The sequence below is a fragment of the Methylobacterium sp. D54C genome, from assembly GCF_053345595.1.
Window position 1 is genome coordinate 75,530 of the sequence record NZ_JBKFAK010000014.1, and the last position, 19,134, is coordinate 94,663.

10 protein-coding genes and 1 pseudogene are annotated in these 19,134 nt (G+C 68.9%); 8 read left to right on the forward strand and 3 right to left on the reverse strand.

Features of this window, described 5'->3' with window-relative positions; translation table 11 throughout:
- The first annotated feature begins 87 nt into the window (after nt 1-87).
- The 8 genes from ACLBYB_RS22500 to ACLBYB_RS22535 all read left to right on the forward strand — a co-directional run bounded on the left by ACLBYB_RS22500 (nt 88) and on the right by ACLBYB_RS22535 (nt 11,966).
- On the forward strand, nt 88-1,041 hold the full coding sequence (locus tag ACLBYB_RS22500) for a hypothetical protein (RefSeq protein WP_342144827.1): 954 nt from the start codon (nt 88-90) through the stop codon (nt 1,039-1,041).
- 149 nt (nt 1,042-1,190) lie between these two features.
- Complete coding sequence (locus ACLBYB_RS22505; RefSeq protein WP_342144829.1) at nt 1,191-2,645, forward strand: exodeoxyribonuclease VII large subunit; 1,455 nt, start codon at nt 1,191-1,193, stop codon at nt 2,643-2,645.
- Nucleotides 2,646-2,668: 23 nt separating this feature from the next.
- Nucleotides 2,669-2,875: a hypothetical protein gene (locus tag ACLBYB_RS22510; RefSeq protein ID WP_447700109.1), complete on the forward strand. Its 207-nt coding sequence runs from the start codon at nt 2,669-2,671 to the stop codon at nt 2,873-2,875.
- Between the two features lie 664 nt (nt 2,876-3,539).
- The gene (locus ACLBYB_RS22515; RefSeq protein ID WP_447700110.1) at nt 3,540-8,840 is read left to right on the forward strand and encodes a sacsin N-terminal ATP-binding-like domain-containing protein; all 5,301 of its coding nucleotides are present in this window, start codon (nt 3,540-3,542) and stop codon (nt 8,838-8,840) included.
- Nucleotides 8,841-9,130: 290 nt separating this feature from the next.
- Nucleotides 9,131-9,862: a hypothetical protein gene (locus ACLBYB_RS22520; RefSeq protein WP_447700111.1), complete on the forward strand. Its 732-nt coding sequence runs from the start codon at nt 9,131-9,133 to the stop codon at nt 9,860-9,862.
- Nucleotides 9,863-10,031: 169 nt separating this feature from the next.
- Entirely contained in the window at nt 10,032-10,445 is a 414-nt protein-coding gene (locus ACLBYB_RS22525) for a DNA-binding protein (protein ID WP_447700112.1), read from the forward strand.
- A gap of 78 nt (nt 10,446-10,523) precedes the next feature.
- Nucleotides 10,524-11,114, forward strand: coding sequence for a hypothetical protein (locus ACLBYB_RS22530; protein ID WP_447700113.1), 591 nt, complete (start codon nt 10,524-10,526; stop codon nt 11,112-11,114).
- 192 nt (nt 11,115-11,306) lie between these two features.
- Complete coding sequence (locus tag ACLBYB_RS22535) at nt 11,307-11,966, forward strand: hypothetical protein (RefSeq protein WP_447700114.1); 660 nt, start codon at nt 11,307-11,309, stop codon at nt 11,964-11,966.
- Nucleotides 11,967-12,474: 508 nt separating this feature from the next.
- On the opposite strand, the pseudogene ACLBYB_RS22540 reads toward ACLBYB_RS22535, so the two are convergent.
- The 3 genes and pseudogenes from ACLBYB_RS22540 to ACLBYB_RS22550 form a co-directional block, all read right to left on the reverse strand.
- A pseudogene (locus ACLBYB_RS22540) lies at nt 12,475-12,768 on the reverse strand (DUF411 domain-containing protein); the annotation flags it as partial.
- 31 nt (nt 12,769-12,799) lie between these two features.
- Nucleotides 12,800-16,150 carry a UvrD-helicase domain-containing protein gene (locus tag ACLBYB_RS22545; RefSeq protein ID WP_447700115.1) on the reverse strand — a complete coding sequence of 1,117 codons (3,351 nt, stop codon included), beginning with the start codon at nt 16,148-16,150 and terminating at the stop codon, nt 12,800-12,802.
- On the reverse strand, nt 16,150-18,807 hold the full coding sequence (locus ACLBYB_RS22550; protein WP_447700116.1) for a PD-(D/E)XK nuclease family protein: 2,658 nt from the start codon (nt 18,805-18,807) through the stop codon (nt 16,150-16,152). Before ACLBYB_RS22550 ends, ACLBYB_RS22545 begins: the two co-directional genes overlap by 1 nt.
- Nucleotides 18,808-19,134: the final 327 nt, after the last annotated feature.

Sequence of the window (19,134 nt, forward strand, 5' to 3'; positions counted from 1 at the left end):
TGGGGAGGGCGACGCTCGCACAGCGTCCGCCCGAGGTCGGCGAGGCTCCTTCGATCCCCTGACCCTGCATCACGAAAGTCTCCCACCATGACAGATCACCACGCGCCCTCCGGCGCGAACGAGCCCGGCTGCGCGCTGACCCCGACTGGCCTCTGGGTCCGCGCCCAGGTCCGGCAATCGCGCCGACACCGGGACGGGCTGCTGCTCGGCCTAGAGCCGCTCGATCCGCATCGCCCGGGCCGGTTCAGCGCCGTCCTCTCCGGCCCCTTCCTACGCCAGATCGAGGCAGCCTCGGGCGTCCTGCTCGATCCGGACCACCTCGTCGGCGAGCACACCCTGCTGCTCACCCTCGTCATCGATCCGCTGCTCGGCCTGACCGGGCAGGTGCTCGGGCTCGAGCGCGGCGCCTTCCTCCAGGCCTGGCGCGAGCAGGATCGGACAGCGCAGGCGGCATTGGAAGCGGATGGACTGTGGGACCGCCAACGCGGCTTTCCAGTCCCGCACAAGCTCCGGCGGGTCGTGCTGATCGAGCCCGACGACGCCGCGCCACACACGCTCGGGGCGACGCTCGCGCGCTGGTTCGACCAGGGTCTCCTCGAGCTGATCCGCCTGCCCGTTCCTTACGAGGAGCCGAGCTCGGTCGCTGCGCTGCACGAGGCCTTCGGGGCGGCCTACGACCAGTTCGATTGGGGCACCCTCGACGCGGTGGTTGTCGAGCCGGGCCTCGGCTTCGCCCACCGGGCGCTCTCGGACGAGGGGCTGATGCGCCGCATCGCCGTGCTGCCGGTACCGGTGCTGTTCCGCCGGGGCGGCGCGCCGACACTGCTCGACGGTGTGGCCTTCCGCGCCCACGACACCGCCGAGGCGCTGCTCGCCGATCTCACCGGGATCCTGCGCGGCGAACTCCGCACCGGGGGCTTTGCCCGCCTCACTTCGATCGCCCACGCGCTCGGTCCAGACCCGGCCGCGTCTGCGTCTGCATCGGGGTCCGACGCTCCCGCCGATCCGAGCCCTGCCCGACAGGGACCGCTGTTCGACTGAAGCCGTCCCACTGCCGATCCGGCTGCCCGCACCGAGAGCGGCCGGATCCACCACCCTCAGTCACCTCGCCTCACGCTGCTCCTCGACCCTCCGCCCACGAGCCCGCGCGCTCGCGACATCCTCACCCCAACACGGATCCCGACACTCCCATGCGCCATCACAGATTCCACCACGGGCCGGACGCACCGCCCCGACCGCCGCGCCCGGCCTCCCAGCAGGACGGCGCCCACCGAGGCCTGCCCGATGCGGGCGATGCAGTTCAGTCCGAGGCAGCGGTCGTCGGCGAGCTGCGCGACCTCATCGGCTGGCTGCGCCAGCGCCTGCGCGGCGAGCACAATGTCCGGGCGAGCGTGCTCACGGTTGAGCCCAACGGACCCGACAGCTATCTCATCCTGCTCGGCGAGGCGGAAGGCCGCCTCACCAACGATCCGCCTCGGCTGAAGGCCCGGCTCGATGCGGCCGAACTCGGCGCTATCCGGGCCGAGCACGGCACCGACTTCGATCCGGTCGGTCTCGTCAACCGCACGGTCACGCTCACCTTACGCACCAGCCTGCGCCAGCGCTTCGGCCGCGGGGCCGGCGTCCAGGCCAAGGTCATGGGCTTGCTCTGCGTCGGGCAGGTCCCGCTCGAGGCCGATCTCGACCGCGAGCGCACGCTGCAGCGGCTGCGCCTGGAGGGGCAGCGCTTCGGGCCCGAGACCTGGAGCGAGCCGGAGGATCCCCGTCATATCGCCCTCGTCGTCTCCGAGCACGGCGAGGTGCGCCGCGACGTGGAGCATGTGCTGCAGCCGCTGGAAGACGCCGGGCTGATCCGGATCCACCGGGTCTGGGCGATCTTCGAGGGGGCGGGGGCGGAGCGTTCGCTGGCCGAGGCCTTCGCCCGGGTATCGGGCCTTCAGCGGGAGCACGGTCTCTCAGCGACGCTGGTCTGCCGGGGCGGCGGACCGGTCGAGGCGTTCCGGCCTCTCAACGCCTTCGTGACAGCGAACGCTGCCGCGCACCCTGAGGTTCCGAACCTGATCACGGGCCTCGGCCACGCCGGCACACCGCGCACCGCGCTCGACGCGGTGGCGGCGCGCTCGGAGCCGACCCCGACGGCGGCGGCGATGCGGGTGCGCCAACTCGTCGAGCGCACCGGGACCCGGGCCGAGCGGGCGCTGGCCGACCTCGATGCCGCGATCGAGGCTGAGCTGGAGGCGGCCGGCCGCATCGTCCTGGCCCGGACCGGGGCCGCCTTCGACCGGGCACTGCGCGATCTCGCCGACCAGGCCGACGAGCGGCTGCGTCAGCTCGGCCAAGCGGTCGAGCAGAGCCTACTCGCCAATCTCGCCGCCGCCACCGGTGTCAGCGCGAAGTCCGCGTCGGGCGCCAACACTGCTGAGACTACTCCGCTCGATCAGGCTGATGCGCTCGACGAGGAGGGCGACGACGATCGCCTGAGCGAAGCCCTGACGCTGGTGATCGCAGCCGAGACCGGCCGGATCGTCGCCACGGCTGAGCAGGCCCGCGCAGAAACAGACCTGCTGCTGCACTTCCCGGACGGCGTCGTACCCGCCCGGGTCGAACCCCGCACTACAGCCACCCGCTACGCAACCACCCACTGACCCATCACGAGGAGAACCCCAGCATGACCACGACCCGTACCGACATGACCGCTGCGCCCGAGACGCCGAGCTTCCTCTCGGCGGTGAGACGCATCGAGGCGCTGACGCAGGAGATCCGCCGCGAAGGTCTCGGCGCCTTCGAGAAGGCGGAGGCCGCCTACACCGAGGTTGAGCACCTGCGTGCCGTGCTTACCGCACGCATCGCCGACCTACGCCGTCGCAGCGCGTAGTCGGGAGCAGCGCCACCGCCAAGCCTGATGGTGCCGGCGGTAACGTTCCCACAGTCAGAAGCGAAGAGGCCACTCCCTTCGGATGCGATGCCGCACAGGCATGGGTACGGTACCAAACCCCGTGCGAACACATCAGACGGCAGCCCCGTGGACCGAAACCTCAGTTCACGGCGGAAAGGCCCGCTACGGTAAAATCTGCTCAGTCGAGGGTTCGGACCGGTTCAGGCCGAGAACCACCTGTCCACTCTGGGACGTGGCTTCCAAGAGTGCGGACATTCAGCACGGCCCAAACGAATGCCTCAGTTTGACCCTTAGCAGTCATTCAAGGAATTTCCTGCAAGCAGCCCCTTTCGGTCTCGAAGCGGACGTGCATCATACGTGGCGAAGCTCGACGGAAGCGGACCCGTATTCCTTAGAGCTTGTTACTATTGCAGCGTGATCGATCGGTCCGCGATCCACTCGGCCATCACCGTGTCATGCGTGACGAAGAGGATAGCGAGGGCCATTAACCTTGCCAGTCGTCTTTTTGCGGATCGAGACGTCAATTTGCGTCCTAATGGCCTAGCCTGGCGCTTCAGGTCTGGTGTCCCGGCGGCGGATTCGAAGCATGTGTCTGTGGCGGTCTCCTCTTCGATCATGCCAGCGCCCTGCCGGGTGAGCCGACGTGCTTGACGAGCTCATCCGCGAGGATTTTGCGGGCGGCCAATCTGAGCCGGCGCGTCGTTTGGACGAGGCATGCCGCAAGGCTGCCCGCGATGCCCTGCACCTGCCCGAGATCTTCGCCAGCCTGACTGGTACGATCCGTCACATCGCGGCGGATTACCGTAACCGGGCGGTCTTCGAGATGATCCAGAACGCCCACGACGCGCTCGGGGGCGAGGGTGCGGACGAGATACGGATCGTCTTGAGTAGAACCCATGCCGGCTCCGGCACGCTCCTGGTCGCCAACCGCGGCCGCGGTTTCTCTTGGGAGAACGTGTCGGCCGTTCGCCTGCCGGCCCAGAGCACGAAATCGTACGGCGAAGGCATAGGGAACAAGGGGCTGGGCTTTCGGAGCGTCATGTCGTTGACGTCCGTGCCGGAGGTGTACTCCTGCATAGGCGACGGTCGGCCTCGCGAGATTTTCAACGGGTTCTGTTTTCGTTTCGCCGACGACGCCCAGGCCACGGCCCTGTTCCAGGACGCAGGGGGCAGCCCCGATCAAGTTCGGTCGCTGCTTCGTGACGTGCCTCGGTCCATGCTCTCCCTTCCGGTCGGGAGGCAATCGGACGAGATCCGTGAATTCGCGAGACAAGGGTACGCCACCCTCGTGCGCATCGAGCTACCCGACGCGGAGGCCGTGTCGGACGTGGAAGCTCAAATCTCCGAGCTGCGCGACGCCGAAACTCCGCCTACCCTGTTCCTGGATCGCATCGGCAGCCTCGTCGTCGAAACGCAGGTGGAAGGCTCGAACCCGTCTGTCACGCGGATCACGCGACAATCGAGCCACCTCTTCGACCTTCCCGGCGCCGTCCCGACCTCCGTGGAGAAGACCAGAATCAACGGCACGGACTTCCTGGTCGTCCGGCGTCGTGTCGAGACGGCGGCCTTCGAGACTGCGGTGAGGAGCAGCCTCAAGGACGACAACAGGTTGGAGGAGTGGCTCGGCTCTGACGCCCCGACGGTCGTTTCCGTCGCCGTGCCTCTCAAGGCCCCGCGGCCTCGCGCCGGTCGGGTCTACTGCTATCTTCCTCTCGGGAGTTCCGTCGAGGCGCCGATCTTCGGCCACCTCGACGCCCCTTTCCTCGCCTCGCTCAACCGCAAGGACTTCGTCGAGAGCGTACCCTTGAATGCCTTCCTCCTGGAGGCTTGTGCGGGAGCCGCCCTTGCTGCCGCCCGACATCTCGCGGGCGGTGCGGCCGTGGCTCACGGGATCGAACCACGGGCAGTCGTCGACCTCGTGGCGTGGCGCGCGTCTCACATGCGTCATGTCGTGAAGGCCAACGGTGGCCGGCCGCCCGTGAACGACGAGATCCTGCCTGTCGCGGGAGGAGGCTGGACCAGCTTCCGTCGCGCCCGGTGGTGGGGGGCGGCTCGTACCGCCCTGAAGGCGCCAGTTCTCGCCGAAGTCGCTGGCGCGCCGCTTCTCGATCCCAGGATCGGCGACATTCGATTGGCCAGGCTGACGGAGGCGCGCCCGGCGCTTTCGTTGCCGGCAAACATGGCCCCGAACGCGTCCGAGATGGCGGAATGGATCGAGGCCGTGGCCAACGAACGGGCTCGCGGCCGTGACCCCTGGAAAGGCTGGGACAAGTTCCTGGACGCTGTCGTCGGTTCGTTCGACGACCTCGAACTCGATCTCGACGCCGTCGCCGGAAAGTCGATCCTCTTTGGTGGGCCTTCGGGTTCCCCGCCCCATCTCCTCCCGGCGCAAACCGACGAGGCGCACCCCGTCTACCTCATGGACCGTGGAGGCCGCGGGAGGTCGCGCGAGGTGAGGATGCCGCCGCGCTCCCTCAGCCGCCGCGTCCCGTACCTCGACCCCAGGATCACGTTGACGTCCGAGACCAGGACGGCCCTGCTAAAGGCCGGCCTCGTCAGCGAGATGGACCCGGTCAAGATCCTTGCGGACCATCGACGCATCGTCGCCGCGAACCCCAAGCCGGAGACGCTCGGCGATATCCTAGCCTGGGCCTTCGACGTATGGTCCGTAATGGGAAAGGAGTGCGAGCCGGCGCTTCGCGAGGCGCGCCTTCGCGTCCCTGTCGGATCCGGTCGCTGGATCGAGGCCGAAGACGCCCTCATGTCGGGAGCGTGGTCCGAAGACGGGCGCCGGCTCGAAGCGGTCGTCGCGGAATTGGTCGAAGTCTCCGACGACGCGAAGAGGCTTCGCGACCGCATGCTGGTGCACCCCGGTTGGGGGTTGAAGGGCGGGGACGGCAAAGAGGGGTCGCGAGATGCCTGGGCCAAGTTCCTCGAAGCCTGCGGAGTGAAGGACGGGCTTCAGCCTATCCCGGCGGCGCCCGTCGCCGGCTACGTCCATCTCTTCTGGAGACAATATCTCGCCGGAACGAGGAAGCCCGGTGCGGCGGACCCGCACTGGGTCGAGGACGTTGCGAAGACCGAGTTCAGGTATTCGCAGTCGATGTACGTCTCCCGGGCAGCGCACGGGCTCGGATTCTGTCACCTTCCATGTCAGGCGGAACACGGCAAACTCTCCGAGGAAGGTCGCTCGGAGTACGCGATGCTTGTGCTGGGGCTACTGCGTCGTCTCGATCCCTTCACGCTGAAGGTGGCGGTCCATCACGAAAGCAGAGGCGACCATCACGAGCTTCCGACGCCGGCGTTGTCGTTCCTGAAACGGGCGGCTTGGTTGCCGTGCGTCGAAGGCTCGGGCATCGGCTTCGTTCCTCCTCGCTCCGTCTGGTGGCGACGGTCGCGCGGACGCGAGATACCGCGCTCGGTGCCGCGGCCCCATGAGGACGTCCGCACCGCGTTGGTCGAAGAGACCGCCTGGGGTCGCCTGAAACGCCTCGGGCTTGGCGACTGGTCGGACGCGGGCACCGCCTTCCGCCGCCTCGCTGTCCTCGCCCAAGCGGTTCAGAAAGCCCAGCCCGCCTCCGAAGAGAAGCCTTCGATCCGCACCGCGGTCGCCGTCGCATGGGAGGATGTCGTCGCGACGAAGGCCTCGCCGCCTCCGGGTCTCAAGATCGTGGCCGAAGCGAGCGACATGTTCGTAGCCGTCGGCCCCGGCGAGTCGCGCCTGTACGTCACGTCGGACATGGCATCGTTGGAAGCACGGATACTGCAGGATCGCGGGGCTCGCATCCTGGAGGGCGTCGCCCAACCTGCGGCGGTGGCCACCATCCTGACCCGCGCCGGCATACCGGCCGTTTCCCTCGCCGATGTCGACGTGTGGATGGAGGCGGACGGGAAACGCTTCGTGCCCAGCGCTTCCGATCCGAGACTGCCGGCCGGGGGGCGTGGCTGGTTGGTGCATCTCGCGGTGCTGGCTTTGGACGTGGAAGGAAGGGGGTTTGCGTTCCAGGTCTCCCGGACGGCGTTCCGGGCCGCGCTTGCCAGGGTGCGCCTGCACTTCTGCGACAGTTTGGCCGTCGTCGTGGACGGTGGAGACCCAATTCCGCTCGCCGAGCGGTTCGTTCACCTGCGCGACCGCGAGCACCCGACCTTGATGGTTGTCGGCAGGCCGGAGTTCGGGTGGGACGACTTGCGGCCTCTCGCGCGTGCCCTCGAACGTCTTGTCGACGGGCGCGCCGACGGGGCGCTCCGAGTATGCTTCGGCACGGTCGCGAGCGAGTTCGCTCACACGCCCTTTGAAAGGCCGCCGAACGAGGCTCTCGCTTCCGCCCTGAGGTGGCATCCCGCACGGATAGCGCAGGCGTTCGGATCGAACGTCGGCAGCGTTGACCAGATCCGCGACCTCGTCGCACCCGTGATCGCCTGCGTGGCCGGGGTCGAGTACGGCGCGGCGCTGTTGCTGGCGTTGGAACAGGTCGACGACTTCGACTTGCCGTCATGGCTTCACCGCCAGAAGGTTCCGCTACCCTGCGCGTTGCAGGAGTTTGTCGCCGCCTGCACCGGTAGCGAGGATCGGGATGCGCTACGCCGCCGATTTTCGATCTCGTTGTCGAATTTCAACGCCGCCCTGGCGGCGCTCGGACAGGAGCCGCTGACCAGCCGTGCCGACCTGCGCGGCCAGTTCGAGTTCGCTCGACGCGCCGTCCGCGACCGGGTGATCGAGCGTCTCAGGCGCCACCAGCGCGCCCAGTTCGTCGAAGGAGGTTCGCTCTCGGGATACGCACAGGCGCGCACCCTGTCGTTCATCGCCTACGATCCCTCGTGGGAAACCACTCTCGAAGGCGTCGGCGAGACCTACGTGTGGAACCTTGCCTCGGCAGAAATGGACGCTGCGCACGGCCCCGATCTTCCGGAAACGCTGGAACCGTTCAGCATCGTTCATTCCCACAACGCGGAGGTTGCCCGTGAGGCGGTGAGGGACGCCATGCCATCCGTGGTCGCCTGGTGCGAGCACAACGGCCGAGACGTGCCGGCCGCCTGGAAGAAGACTATTGTGGACATCGTCCGTGACCTGGACGAGGCAGGAGTTCTGGATTTCGAACGCCTGACGCGTTCGGGCTTTCTGCTAGCTTTCAGGTTGGCGGGAGTCTGGCCTGCGGGCATGCCAGACAGCCTGGACCCGAGCACCCTCGGCATCGACGCGACGTCGGTGGAGGCGGCGCGGAATTGGCGAGCCGACCAACAGCGGAAGCGAGATGCGGAGCGGCGAACCGTCTCGTTCGGCGGCCAGCCCTATGACGCGGGCAACAAGGCGGACCTCGCCAAGCTCGTATCAGCCGCGCTCAAGGATGCCGAGGACGACCAGGATTGGCCTTCCCGCTGTGGTCCCGCCACACTCAACCCGATCAGCAAGGCGCCATCGAAGTCCTCGCGAGGTGGCGGTGGCGAGGGCGGGCGGAGAGGCAGCTTCGTCGTCGCCGAACGTCGGATGTCGGAGGACCAGCGTGCCGCCATCGGGTTGCTTGGCGAGACGCGCGCGTTCCTCTGGATACGGCAGAGGCACGGCCTTTCGGTCGAGCAGGCGGAAGCGGCGTGGGTTTCGCCGAACCGGTCGGTGAGCTTGCTAGGTGACCGAGGCACGGACGCATCGGGATACGACTTCGAGGTCATCAAGGAAAACGGCGTTCGATGGCGCTATGAAGTGAAGGCCTCGACCGTCGACCCCGGTGAATTCGAACTCGGTTCGAGCGAAGTCCAAGCGGCGCTTGAGGCCTCGGCCGACCGCAGCGTGAAGTTCCGCATCCTGTACGTTCCCGAGGTGACCACCCCGGGACGATGGAGGGTCGTCGAGCTTCCCAACCCGATGTCACCGACGAAACGCGGCTTCTTCGAAGAACTCGGGCGAGCCTCCATCCGGTTCGGCTTCGATCCCAAAATCAAACCTTGAGCGGGGTGTCGGTACCCATTGGGGGAAACCACATCGGTCACTGCAAGCACCCTTGCTGAGCGCCTCCGGTCGCGGAAGGCCTGCCGTCGTCGTTCGGCAGACGGTGTAGCCGTCCCTTTCAGTTCGCCCTGGACCTAAGGTCGACGATCAGAGTTGTCGCGCTGGGACGCAGCCTGAGCTAGCGAGGCGCGTTCCGACGATTCCGACATACGAGTCCCGGCAGCGCTCAAGCTTGGGGCGGCTCAGGTCGTTTCGATGTCGCATCACCGCCCGGATCAGGAGGGGCACCGTTGGACGACTCGGAGAAGCTGGTCGATACCTACCTGAGGAGCTTGGGTTTCTCGGATGTCCTATATGAGCCGGACGGCAATATCCCGCCCGACTTCCTGGCCGACGGTCGTTTCGCCGTCGAAGTGCGCCGGCTGAACCAGAACCACGACGATGGCGGCGGGCGCGGCACTAGGGGTCTCGAAGAAACGGCGATCCCGCTCTGGCGGCGCATGGAGACGTATCTCCACGGTCTCGGACCCGCTCCGGCATCGGGCCAGAGCTGGTACGTCCTTCACCGGTTCAGTCGACCGGCTCCTCCTTGGAGGGTGCTAAAGACGGCGCTGGACGCGCTCCTGCTGCCGTTCATGGCGAGCGCCGATCCCCAGCCCTTCGACAAGCCGCTCAACTTGCAGGGCGAGTTCTCGATCAAGGTTTTCCGGGCACCGGGCCCGAAGCCGACCTTCTTCAGGCATGCCGGGCAGAGCGACGAGCAGTCGGGAGGCTGGCTGATCGAAGAGATCCGCAGCAACCTAGCGCATTGCGTGACGGAGAAGACGGGCAAGATAGCGGCCTACCGGCCCAAGCACCCGGAATGGTGGCTCGTTCTGCCGGATCAAATCGGCTACGGGCTCGACGATTTCGAGCAGTCCTTGTTCCTGGATCAGGCGACGGTCCAGCCAGGCAGCTTCGACAAGATCGTCCTTCTCGACCCGCGTGATGCCGGGCGCTCGTTCCAGGTCTATCCGCGATAGCGGGGAAGCGGACATGTGCGACTCCTCGCGTCACGGTCACGCGTAACGATACCCGCCACCGTTACGGCCAAGCCGGCCGCCTTCCCGCGCTGCCGGGACGGAAACCGGTCTGCAACCCGTTTCGTCCAGGATCGTCGCGGGCGTAGGTTGGGGCGCGGCGATGCCGACGATGCAGGAGATCGAGTTGGTTGCCGCGAAGCTGCTGCGGACCAACAGGCGCGTGAGCGTGTGCAACGTCCGTGGCGAGCTCCCGCGTGGCGGCTCGCACTCGGACATCGGCCCGATCCTGGCAGTCTGGAAGGCGAACGCGAACTACCGCCCGAAGGAGTTACCGAAAGAAATCCCGGGCAAGCTCGCGCCGGTGATCGAGGAGTTCGCCGCGAAACTCTGGGCGGCGGCGCGCGAGGAAGCGGAGACCGTGGTCGAGGCCCGCCTGAGGCAGCAGGCGGAACTGGAGCGGGTCTACGAGGTCGAGGCCGGGATCGCCTGGGCCGAGGCCGGCCGTCTGACCGAGGAGGTGCGGCGGCTGCGCGGACTCCTGTGCGAGACCGGGCAAGAGATTGGTACGATGCTGCCGCCCTAGGCGTCTCAGGAGGCGCGTGATCGGTCGAAGGAGGTCTGGGGCGGGACCGACGCCTCGCCTCCTCGTGACGAGCGCGTAGTGGCGCCGTCGGGCCTGACCGACCGGATCGGCAAGAAGGCGGCCGCGGCCATCGGCAAGTCCGGCAAGGAAGGGCTGACGGCCGCCGAGATCCTCGCTCTGATCGGCGATGTCCGCCATTCGAACTGTAAGCCGGTGACGGAGAAGACGGCCACCCTGCTCCTCGACAACCTGGCAGGGCAGTCCCGCCACGTCCGAAAGTTGGAGCACGGTCGGTACGCGTCGCTTCGCCCAGCCAAGGCGGCGGCGGCGTCGAGACACAAGTCCTCGCGGTACGATCCGGTCGTGGAGGAACACCTGGCGCCTGTCGAAGAGGGCTGGTCGTGGAAGCACCTCGTCGCGGACGGGATCACGTCCCGGAAGTTCTGGGACGGGGTGATGCGCTACGTGGCCCAGGTGATCGAGAGTTGGCGCAAGGACGCGCTGTCCGCGGCGGAGATCCTCGCCGCCCTGCCCGAGCCGGTGGTCCGCAAGTCAGCCGACTTCGAGCCGATGGACGCCGCGATGCTGGCGGAGAAGCTCGCCTTCCGGTCGATCAAGGGCGAGTATGTGATCGACCTGAAGGACGGGACGTTCGCCGCCAAGCCCTGACCATGAGGCGCTTGCAGCCGAACGGCGCCAGCACTACGTTGGCGTCCGGAGCCGATGGCCTGGGCTGCAAGCGACCCAAAAGGCGGCGCGTTCGATTACGCATCGACACCTGAACGGCAACCACTCAGCCGGCGCATGGTGATCATGAAGCGCTTGTGACCACCAATCAGACGCCGGGCTGACGGGTTTGCCATGTCCTTCAACAAGCTCTGCGCGGACCACCTGCGCGCCCAACATCTTGCCCGATCCGGCGAGAAGCTCGCGTCCGGGCATGCACACGAGATCGTCGCTGCCTTTTTCGGGTACGGCAGCGCGGCTGCGCTAAGCCAGGAGGTCAAGTACCCACTGACCGACCTGGAGCAGGCCGCGTTCCTGGTGCCCGACCTTAAGGGCATGGACCAGCGTCTGTCCGCTCTCCGCGGATTGCCGCCGAGCCTGCCGTCCGTCGACGACATCGCCACCGAACTGTCCGCCTATCTCGTCGCGAACGGCCATTTCACGGGTCAGGTCTGGCAGGCGCGCCAGCTCGACGACGACATCAACGGGTACGTCCAGAAGGAAGCTTCCCAGATCGAGGATGCCCTCGGAGGGGAGATGGCAGGCACGAACGCCTACTTCGACGAGATCAACCTCGACGAATACGGCTACCAGTCGACCCCTGACGCGTGGATCGTCACCGTGATGGGCACTTTCGACGGCGAGAACGACCCGGACAGCACCTACGTCGGAGACAGGATCGATTTCTCAACGACCATGACCTTCGACCGGGTAGCCGGCAGGACGGCCTTCGCCGATCCTGAACTCGATACCGGCGGAGCGGTCGACCGATCCGGCTATTACGATCCCGAGTGATCCGGACGGCGCATTACGACGAACCGGTGCTGCGCGTCTGATGCGGTACCGGTTCAGAGCGGATCGCTCGTCACGGCTCGACTACGTCACCGCGGCGCGCGCGGACGCCGGCCACGACCGCGGCCAGCGCGAGCCTGACGTCGAGCGGATAGCCCCTGTCGCGCGCCAGACCTAGGATCGGGACTGGGCTCGAAGGTACGCGAACCGGCGGGGTGAAGACGGTCATCGGACGCCGCGGCATCCTGGGCGGTTGAGCGGGCGGGACATGTCGGGCCCGCATGAGGGACGCCTCACGCCCGCGGGCTTACCGCCTCGCCACCGGGTGGTCCCGTCCGCCTCCATCGCCATCCGAATCCGCATCACGGCTACAGTCGAGCATCGTCTCGCCGTGCCGGCAAGGCGGCTGCTGCATGGGCCTTTGATCCGGCCATCAAGTCATTCGTCCGGTCTCCTGCCTCGTTTCGAGGGGGGCGGGCTCCGCCGAGGCCGATCCGGCGCGCCACGAGGATCACGCCGGGTTCGCGCCCCGGTACCGTGCGAAGGTGCTCCGCCCTTCAGGCCCGAACAGGACCACGTCGTAGGTGGCCGGCTCCATGCCGTCGACCTCCATGCCGGGCGAGCCCGCTGGCATGCCTGGCACGGCCAGCCCGATGCCCTGGGGCTTCTCGGCGAGCAGTCGCTTGATCGCGCCGGCCGGCACGTGCCCTTCGATCGCGTAGCCGTCGACCTGCGCGGTGTGACAGGAGGCGAGCTCCCGCGGCACGCCGAGGCGCACCTTCACGGGGTTCACCGGGCCCTCGGTGTCTCGAGGATTCCCGCGGGCGGCGCCTGCCTCAGGCCGGCGTGACGGAGACGACGGTCCCGTCGGTTACGAACACGATCAGGCCCATACGCGCGCCGGTCGCGGCGAGGTAGCGCGCGACCTGCGCGCGATAGCCCAGGACCGCACCCTCCTCCGGGGCGACGTCGCTCTTCCAGTCAACGACCACGTCCGGCTGTCCGTGCTCGTCGCAGGCCAGTGCATCGGCCACGCCCGAGGTCGCCCGCTCCTCCTCGTCGAGGGCCTCGTAAGCGTAGACCGGCACCTCCGCGCGGAGGCGTTCGCGGATGCCTGCGACCTGCGGGAGGGCGAGCGCCCTGGCGACGCAGGCGGCAATATCGGCGGGATCGAGCGCGGCCGGCCGGCCGTCCGCTCCGCACGGACGCAGGTGCCCCGCGAGGAAACGTGCGCGGGCCTCCAGCCCGTCACGCTCATCAAGCTCCCCGGTGAGGATTTCCTCCAAGAGCTTGTGGATGACCGTGCCTCGCTCCCGGCCGCCTTGCGGAGGCGCCGGTACCGCTTCGGTCGGAATGGGCAGCGGCTCGGAGCCGGCGTCTTCGAAGCCCGGCACCGGGGCGTCGTCCCGGCTCGGCACGATCCACGTTAGCCGCCGATGGCGCGCGACCGTCGCCGCCTCCGAGGCGAAAACCTCGCGCGTCTGTTCGTTCAGCGTCTCCGTCACGGCCGCCATCGGCCGGAGCGGAAGCCGTTCCAGATCGATGGCGGGGACGGCGTCGAGGCCGAGAGCGATCACCGACGCCCAGGAGGTCCGGTCGGACGGCTCGGGGAAGCGCGGCAGCACGAGGGTCTCGCGGGCCCGCGTGGCCGCGACGTACCAGAGCCGCACCCGCTCGTTGCCGACCTCGCGGCGTTCGCGGTCCAAGGCATCCTCGTACCCGGCCGGGCGGACCCCGAAGACCGGGCAGTACAGGCAGTTCGCCGGTCGGTCGACGAGGGCTCCGCTCACGGCCTTCGTCCTGGTCGAAGTGTTGATCGGAATAACCACGGGCCACTCAAGGCCCTTGGACGCGTGCATCGTGAACAGGGAGACCGCCGCCTCCTGGGCGTCGGGCCTTCCCTCGACCGTGCGCGTTCGCCCGTCCCAGGCCGCCTTCATCGCCCTGGCGAAGGCGCGCAGGCCGCGCACGGCGTAGGGGCGCGACATCTCCAGGAAGAGGTCGACGTTCGCCAGCGCGCGCTCGGCGTGGCCGTCGTGCCGTTGCCGGACGACGGGCCGAAGCCGGATCGCGTCCACCGCCTGGCTCAAGATGTCGTGCGGCGTCGTGCCGAGCGCCTGCCTCGCCAGGACCTGCAGGCGCCCGATGACCTCCCGCGCGACCGGGTGGGCGACGTGCGCGACATCAAGGCCGAGTCGCAGCTTCTGCCGCGCGTCGGGTCGCTCGGGGTCGCGCGGCAGGGCGTCAACCAGGTCGAGCAGTTCCTCGTCGGTGAGGCCCACCGCCGGGCCGCGCAGGAGCGCCCCGAGGGCCAGGGTGTCGCGAGGGTCGGCCAGGACCCGCGTCAGGGCGATCAGGTCCTGGATCTCCTGCCTGCGGAAGAACCCCTTCCCCGCCTGGGTCGACACTGGGATGCCCCTGGCTTCCAGGGCTTCCTCGTAGCGCCACAGGTCGCTGCCGCTCGGCGCGAGGAGCGCGATGTCGCCGGCCTGGAGGATCCGGGTCCCGTTGCGGCTGCAGGTCACGAGACGCTGGCCGATCAGGCGCGCGCACAGGTCCGCGACGGCTTCCGCCTCGGCGTCGCGAAGGGCGTCGGCGCTGCGCTTCCCGTCCCCCTCCGCCGCCGGGATGTCGAGGGCGGCGACGCAGGGACCCCGGTCGTGGTCCTCGTGGAACGGGTCGAGGGCGACGTAGCCCGGTTGCCCCTCCACCTGCAGCACCTCGCGGAAGCGGTTGTCCACGAAGGCGAGGATCGAGCGGCAGGACCGGAAGTTCGTCGAGACGGAGATCACGTCATCCGGCGACTTGGCGCGGATGCAGTCGCGCGCCTGCACGTAGGTCGACACGTCTGCGCCCCGGAAGCGGTAGATCGCCTGCTTCGGGTCGCCGACGAGGAAGAGCGCACCGGGCCGCAGCACGCGGTCGGTCCAGGTCGCGCCGGCCGCGTCGGCGGGCAACTCACCGCACAGGAGCCAGAGGATCTCCGCTTGCAGCGGATCCGTGTCCTGGAACTCATCGACAAGGACGTGGCGGTACCGCCTGCCGAGCGCCTGCCGCACCTCCTCGTGGTCCCGCAGGAGCGTGGCCGCCGATGCGATCAGGTCGTCGAAGTCGAGCAGGGCGCCCGCGCGCTTCCGCTCCTGGTAGCGGCGGAGGACCTCGCGGACCTGCACGACCAACCTGACCAGGAGCTCACTGGCGGCGTTCGCCCGCATGCTCTCCCACGTGTCGCAACAGGCGCCGTGCAGGGCCTTGGCCGCCTCGTGGAACAGATCCGCCTCGACCTTAGGAATCCCGACGGCCTTGGCGGCGGCCGCCCACTTGCCCTTCCCGCCACGATAGCTCGCAAACCCGCCGTCCTTGATGCACAGGCTCGGCTCAGGCTCGGACGTTAGCAGAGAGACGACCGTGGCGTCGTCGTTGCCGTCGAGGTGGCGGACGCGCTCGGCCATGGCCTGGAACGCCAGCAGGGCCGACGCGGTCTCCTGCTCGGCTACAGGGCAGGCGCGGACGAAGTCGGCGAACGCGGTAACTCGTCCGCGGAAGGCCTTCGTCGAGTGGGGCAAGGGTTCCGCAGGACGCGTCCCGACCGTACGCCCCTCGCGCAGGCACTCCGCCACCCGGTCGACCGCGTCCTTCGCCGCGACCGGGTCCGCCAGCACCATCTCGGCGACAAGGCCGCCGCCGCCCGAGAGACATTCCCGCAACCACTCGTCGAGGAGGTCGCGGAAGATGCCGTCGGCTTCCGCCTCGTCGGCCACCCGTGCCCCCGGATCGATGTCGGCCTCGACCGGGTAAGGCTTCACGAGGCGCTGGCAGAAGCCGTGGATGGTCGTGCAGACCAACTCGTCGAGCCGGGCCTCCGCCTCGGCCAGGTTCGCACCCTGGAGCGGCGACAATCCGTGCGGGAGTGCGAGCCTCAACTCCTCCGGGACCTCGCCGGCGAGCAAGTGGGCGACGACGTCGCCGACCCGCTCAAGAAGTTCGCTCGCGGCGAGTTCGGTGAAGCTGACGGCCGCGATTGCTCCGGGGGCGACGCCGGAGGCGAGCATCAGGGCGATTCGGCCCGACATCAGGGCCGTCTTGCCGGAGCCGGCCCCGGCCTCCACGATCATCGACCGCTCGTGCGCGGCGATGGCGAGGGCCCGCTGGGCGGCGTCGGCTAGGGTCCTGTCGTGCGCGGTCATTAGGCGGCCTCCCAGATCCCGGCGGCCTCGCCGAGCACGACCCTTACGGCGTCCCGCTTGCGCGGGCAGTAGAGCTCGCTGGCGTTGGCCGGGAGCGCGAACGACAGGTCGTTGTATGCATCCTCCGCGTCAGGGCCGGGATGCGCGTTGCCAGCCCTGAGGCTGTCTCCAGCCGCCGCAAGGTGGCGGGCGAGGTCGCCGAGCGCCGTGTCAGGCTGGTTGAGGGTCAGGCAGATGTCCTCCTTCGGGTAGTGAAGCGAGGCGTCGACGGAGACGCCCGGGCCTAGAAGGACTCGCGCGGCGTAGCCGTACAAGCACCGCTGCAGCTCGCGTCCGCCGGCAAGCACGTCGGTGGGCTTGCGCGGCTTCTCGGTCTTGTAGTCGCGCACGCGCGCCTCCGAGCGGCACTCGGACAAGTCCAGTCGGTCAATGAAGCCGGAGATGCGAAATTCCGTGCCCGGGATCTCGACCGGCAAGCTGTGGTCCCACGGCACCGCGGCCCCGGCCCGTTTCGGCGCCTGCCCGCCGAACGGCACCTCCACCCAGGTGGTCTGCCCGGCGTAGGCCGCATCCGGATGGGACAGGGCGGCCAGCGAAATCCCAGTCACCTCGTCCAGGGTCCGCCGCCAGACGAGCGCCGGGGGGACCGGCCTCTCGCGCTCCCACGCGGCGGCGACCGAGGCCACGGCGGCGGCCAGCGCCTCCCGCCGGCGGTCCGCCGACGCCGCCGCGAAGCCGCCCCCGGTCTCCAGAGCGCCGACGGTGGCTTCGAGAACCTCATGCATGAGGCTGCCGAACGCCCTGGGGTCGAGCGTGAGGGTCTCCTCGCTCGGGTCCGCGGTCTCCAGGCCGAGCCCGTAACGCCAGACGAAGCCGAGCGGGTCGCGCAGCAGCTTGCGCAGCGACCGGGCCGAGTGGACGCGCCCGAGCACCGAGAGCACGACGGGATGGTTCGGGCGTATCCGTCCGTCGTGGGCCGTGAGCCCGGCGCCAGCCCAGGCCCTCCAGCAACTCGCGGCAGCCGTGGCCTGGGCTGTCCCCCGGAACTCCTCCGGCCTCGCCATCAGGCGGTCAATCTCGCCGACGGCGTGCTCGGGGACCCGGTTCCGGCCGAGGTGCGTCCCGTCGGGGTGCCCGCGCAGGAGCGGGCTCTTCCCGAGCAGGCGGCCGTCGGCGCCGCGGCGCGGACGCGAGAGAACGACCGCGTCGGAGCTGGTCGACAGGATGGCGGCGAAGTCGCCGCGATCGGAAACCGAGCGCGGCACCGGCTCGAGGATGCGGGATGGCACTAGGTGGTCCGATAGCAGCCGGTCCTCGGAGGCCACCTGCGGCCAGCCGCGGGAGCTCAGCCCGAGCAAGCGGACGAACCGCCTGGGGGCGCAGGCCAGGGCCGAGGCCGGGGCCCAGACGACCGAGGTCCCGGCGTCGGCGTCGTCGTCGATGCGCTGGTGCGACAGCGTCAGGTCGACGACCGCCGGCGAGCCTTCCAGGAGCGCCTTCCGCCAGATCCGCAGCGAAAGTCCATGCAGCAGGGTCTCGCCAGCCTCCGCGGCGGCCGACGTCCCCCGTGCCAGGAGCGACAGGATGGCGCGAAGGTCCTTGGCGACGGCTGGCCCCTCGGGGCGGGTCAGGACGTCCTTGCCGGCGAGCAGGCGCTCCCAGGCCGCTAGGTCGGTCAGCGGCGCCTCTCGCGGGAGCATGGCTGTCCATCCGGGCGGGAGCGTCCCGAACGGACCGGGACCTTGGCGCAGGAGCGCGGCGAGGCGCCGGATGCCGTCCTGCGAGAGGCCCCTCACCAGGACGTCCGCAAGCGCGGCCGCCGCCTGTCCCTCGCGCACGGAGGCGGACGGGACGCCGTGGACGAAGCGAACGTCGAGGTGCGCCTCGGCCCGCAGCGCAAGCACGACGTCGTCGTACTCCTCAGTGCGGCAGGCGGCGATGGCGATCTCGGACGGCCGGGCGCGGCCGGACGCCATCAGTCCGCGGGCCCAACGGAGCGCCTCCAGCACCTCGTGACGGGGCGTCGCAGCGCTGCAGACCTCGACGACGGGGGCCTCTGGCTCGCTGGAAACGACCCGGATGGCGGTCGCCGCGATCCATTCGGGGACGGGCCGCGGTCCCGAGGCCCAGGTGACCGCGACGCGCTGGGCAAGCGCGACGACGACGGGGCGCCAGCACGGCGCCAAATCCGAGAGGTCGATGAATTCGACGGGCCCGAGGATGGCTGGCGCGTGGTCGATCCGCACCGCGGCGGCCGCGGCCATCTCGCCGGGGCGCAGCATGCCCGGCGGCAGCGCTGCGACCACCGCCCGCTCCAGGTGGGCAATGGAGGCGACGCGGTCGCCGCGGCTGGCAGCGGCCTGCAGGTCGAAGCCTGCAGACCATGCCTTGCGCAGCGTTTCCGCCGCCGCGTCGATCATCCCCGGCAGCGCCTTGATGGGATCAAGCTCGCCGAGTTCCGTCTCGGGAAGCACCGCTTTCAGGGTCGACTTGAGCGTCTCCTCGTCGACCGGCCGCGCGAAGCCCCCCGCCAAGCGTGCCACAAGGGCGTCGATGGATAGTACGCGGACGCCATGCTCCCCGCGCCGCGCGGCGCTCAGGCGTGCATCCGCCGTCGCCAAGCGGCCCTGGACCACGACCGCTCGACGAGACACCATACCCGACAACCTTAATCTCAGGTTGCGGTAAGTCTCCGGATTTACCTCCGTATGGTCAAGCTTGGTCGGCTGTGGATATCGGGTAGAACGTCGCGTTTCGATGGCTGGGATTTGACGGGTGTAATGGCGGCTTTCGACACCGTCCGAACCCGAGGCAATCGCGTGATCGGTGGTAGCGCTCTACTCCACGCTGATGGTCCTGACGCTCCTCGCGCTGTCAGGTGTGCTTACCCTATTCGTCATGAGGTGTGTTCGCCCCGAGTTCGTGTGCCGGATCGCGTGGCCTTGGCTCCGCCGTTTCCGGGCCGGTATCGCACGACATTCCTT